The following is a 3,191-nucleotide window of genomic DNA, read 5'->3' as shown; positions in this document are numbered from 1 at the left end:
CTTTCACCAACTAGATAATGTGTCCTTATCTGGACACGCCGATTTGCCAACGTAAAGAATACCAATCATGTACTTGTCCCATCGGGACAACATCTATAGGGGTATTTGTCATATATACATTGATACCGCTAAGTCGTTTACTACGAGAAGAATACTTCATTCCTTTCTTTTTTTCTCTTACAGTTTGATCTTGTAATCGTTTTTTTGTTGTTCTTTTGTTAGTCGATGAACAATCACACGAGTTGGGACTTTATCAGTCATTCCTACATAAGCGTTGGATATTTCGCATGTTTGTCCTGGCTGAAGAGAGTTCATTAAAACCTCCATATCTATCTGGATATACTCTGTACCTTTCTTGATTCTGCCATCTTGAAAATAATCAGGTTTAGGATTTTTTTGATAAATACGTGTATTCGATTTGATACGTGAGATATAATAAGCCTTTTTATCTTGTATATGTTGAAGATCTCTCAAATGAAAATAACCTAAATCTCGGATACATAAATCATTCGATGTTACAGTTGGGGCACACAGGGAACCGTAGGTTCGATCATGTTGTTTACCTGGACCTGTATGAATATGAAGGAATTGTCCACTTAGCAGGTCATATTCAAGCTGAATTTTCACCCCCGCTGTATGGCTGCATCCTCCTGCGCCTGGATAAACGAATGAAAAGGAATCTGGGAGTTGAAATGCAGTTGAATCTAAAATACGAATACGCTTGAAAACAGAAGTATGGGGAGAAGAAATCGGTATAGATGAGGCTAATTTTTGGTTTAGTAGTTCAGCTAGTATATGTTTTAAAAATTGGACAGCTGCTTGGTTAAATCGTTGATTCAGTCCTTCAGGACTGATAAGTACTTCTGTTGATGCCTCTAAACAGCTAGATAACTGCGTTAAAGACGTCGTAGCGACATTTTGGTTCATCCATACACATAAAGCGACTAAATCTTTTGCTTGGTACTTACTGGTTCGTTGCACAAAACCAACATCTCTAGCAAGAGTTCGTAAGATATTTGGGGATAAAAAGCTTTGAATTTCTTGAGCAAATAGTTGTAATTCATCAGATACAGAAATAGACATACAAAAACGCCATCCTTTCCTATGAGTCTACAGAAAGAATAGCGTATTTTTTTATTTTAGGGGGTATTTTTTTTTATTTGGTTGATAGCGATGTGGATTCTCCCCTAAACTAATGACCTTTTCTCCTTTTCCATAGTTTCGAATTAGGTCGGGATCTCTAAAAATCGCGTACGTTCCAAACAATCTCACCGCGCTCGTCCCACGTACTGTGATGTCGATTAAATCCTATTTTTTCCAGAACTCGAAGGGACGCAACATTCCAAGCGCCCACAGTCGACCAAAGTCTGTGACGCCCGGTAGCAATCGCAGCGTCCAGCACAACGGATGCTGCCTCGGTCGCATATCCTTTACCATGAACACTGCGGAACAACTCGTATGCGATCTCAGGCTCTTCAAGGGTGGAACGGCCGATAATCAAGCCACAGTATCCGATGAAATCGCCTTCGTCTCGCCTACGGATAGTGAGAAGAGAAATGCCATTTTCAGCCGCTTTCTTGCGCATCTCAATAAGATAGCTACGAACGGAGTCAAGGGTTGGCATGTCCACACCACGTTCGCCAATTAATTTTCTAAACCAGGCTGAATCGGATTCCTCCCACATACTCAGGTCAAGTCGTTCAGTTTTCAGATGGAACGCCATAGGCTTAAATAAAGTTGTCATAGTGGAAACCTCCTAATTATGTCACTGCACTCATAATAGCTTCGCAGCTCATCACCACATCAGGTTGGAAACCTGGTTGATTCGCGAATCTATTTTCCAAATCTCGAGAGAGTTTATAGCTACTGTATTCAAAAAATTAGTATTATTTTATGCATAAGCAATTTCCCTACAAAATAGACCTTTTTATCAAACTCTTTTACTAAGTATCAATCTTTATTATAAATTATCAAACTTTATTTTAAATCTACATTGCCGTCAAGTTAAGCTCATGCAACATCGATTATAGGAAAGGGTATTTCTTTTTTATAACGCCCCCTAACAAAAAAAATTATACAGTTCACCTCGGGAGGTCAATTCTCTCGTTTTGGGGTATTTGCTTTTCTTAGCTTGATGGTGATGTGGTGCTACCCCTATCTACACTTTTTTTATTTATCTTATCTTAATAACATCTTTTCCTTAACGTAAAGAGAATAGGTTGATTTGTGTCTAAAATGTGTCTAAACGTACAATTTTCTTTTTTTGATATAGTGACCCCATACCCATTAAGCTAAGATTTTAAAGTACCCCCTAAATGGAAATTTTGTGTTTTTATAGCACCGAAGTTTGTTTTTATCGTTTTGGGGGTAACTTGTTTTCTTAAGTTGATGGACATGAGGTATCGTCAGCATTTTGGAAAATAACCACGCTAAGAGTTTTTGAGTCATTTTAATGTAGGTTTAAAATAAAGTTTGATCACTTTTTGCTATGTTATTCAACTAAATTACTCGTTTAGTTGAATAACAACGGTTTGTTTTAAATAATTATACTGTTTTTCATTAGTATCTTTATATGCTTCTTCCCTATTTGAAGGAATATCCATTTATAAGATGTCTTCTCCAAATTGAGAAGCTGTTAAATCGTATCGTTTCCCATTAATAATATTATAAAAATGCCATCCATCAGGTAGTTTAGTTTTCTTTATTTCCCCACCTAATATATCATTTACTACTAATGTGGTTACACCACATTGTCCCTTTGCAGGATTATCCTTACTCCATTTTGAACTTGATTCTAAAGACCACGATTTAGACAAAGCATTCATTATTTGTTCTATTTGTAACGTATTATTCTCCATACAAATCCCTCTCTATAATAAATTAATTTATTATAATTTTAATTATAATTAAGCAAGTCGAGTAGAAGGGAGCCTTTCTACCTTGCCGTAAATTGTACTCCCCCCTCACAGAACCGTGCTTGCACTATTAACGCACACGGCTCCTCCTAGTCATCATTTACAGAATGTAGCTAATTTCTTTTCTTAATTCATAAATATTTACTTTGATTCTTGGTGAAGGTAATTCTCTTTTCAAATAAAAAACTAAATAAATTTATAATAAATAACCGTTGCATCTAATTCACCATTCGGAGAAATTGCATACCCCGGTATTTTGCCGGATTCTTGATAGTC

General features: G+C 36.6%; 1 protein-coding gene and 3 pseudogenes. All 4 read right to left on the bottom strand.

Annotated features, from left to right (window positions below; all coding sequences use genetic code 11):
- Positions 1 to 34: 34 nt before the first annotated feature.
- Positions 35 to 1,083: pseudogene (locus tag C564_RS33925) on the bottom strand (IS4 family transposase); the annotation flags it as partial.
- Between the two features lie 157 nt (positions 1,084 to 1,240).
- Complete coding sequence (locus tag C564_RS0128630; RefSeq protein ID WP_018767792.1) at positions 1,241 to 1,744, bottom strand: GNAT family N-acetyltransferase; 504 nt, start codon at positions 1,742 to 1,744, stop codon at positions 1,241 to 1,243.
- A gap of 760 nt (positions 1,745 to 2,504) precedes the next feature.
- Positions 2,505 to 2,858 (bottom strand): annotated as a pseudogene (locus C564_RS33920) (YunG family protein).
- 243 nt (positions 2,859 to 3,101) lie between these two features.
- Positions 3,102 to 3,191: pseudogene (locus C564_RS35715) on the bottom strand (GNAT family N-acetyltransferase); the annotation flags it as partial.

The sequence above is a fragment of the Bacillus sp. 105MF genome (assembly GCF_000374885.1).
Lineage (GTDB): Bacteria > Bacillota > Bacilli > Bacillales > Bacillaceae_G > Bacillus_A > Bacillus_A pseudomycoides.
The sequence above is the reverse complement of the archived record's forward strand: the minus strand, read 5'-3'. Positions and strand labels throughout refer to the sequence as shown.

Coding starts and splice junctions, on each gene's coding strand:
- C564_RS0128630 (WP_018767792.1), bottom strand. CDS start 1,744: ATGACAACTTTATTTAAGCCTATGGCGTTCCATCTGAAAACTGAACGA.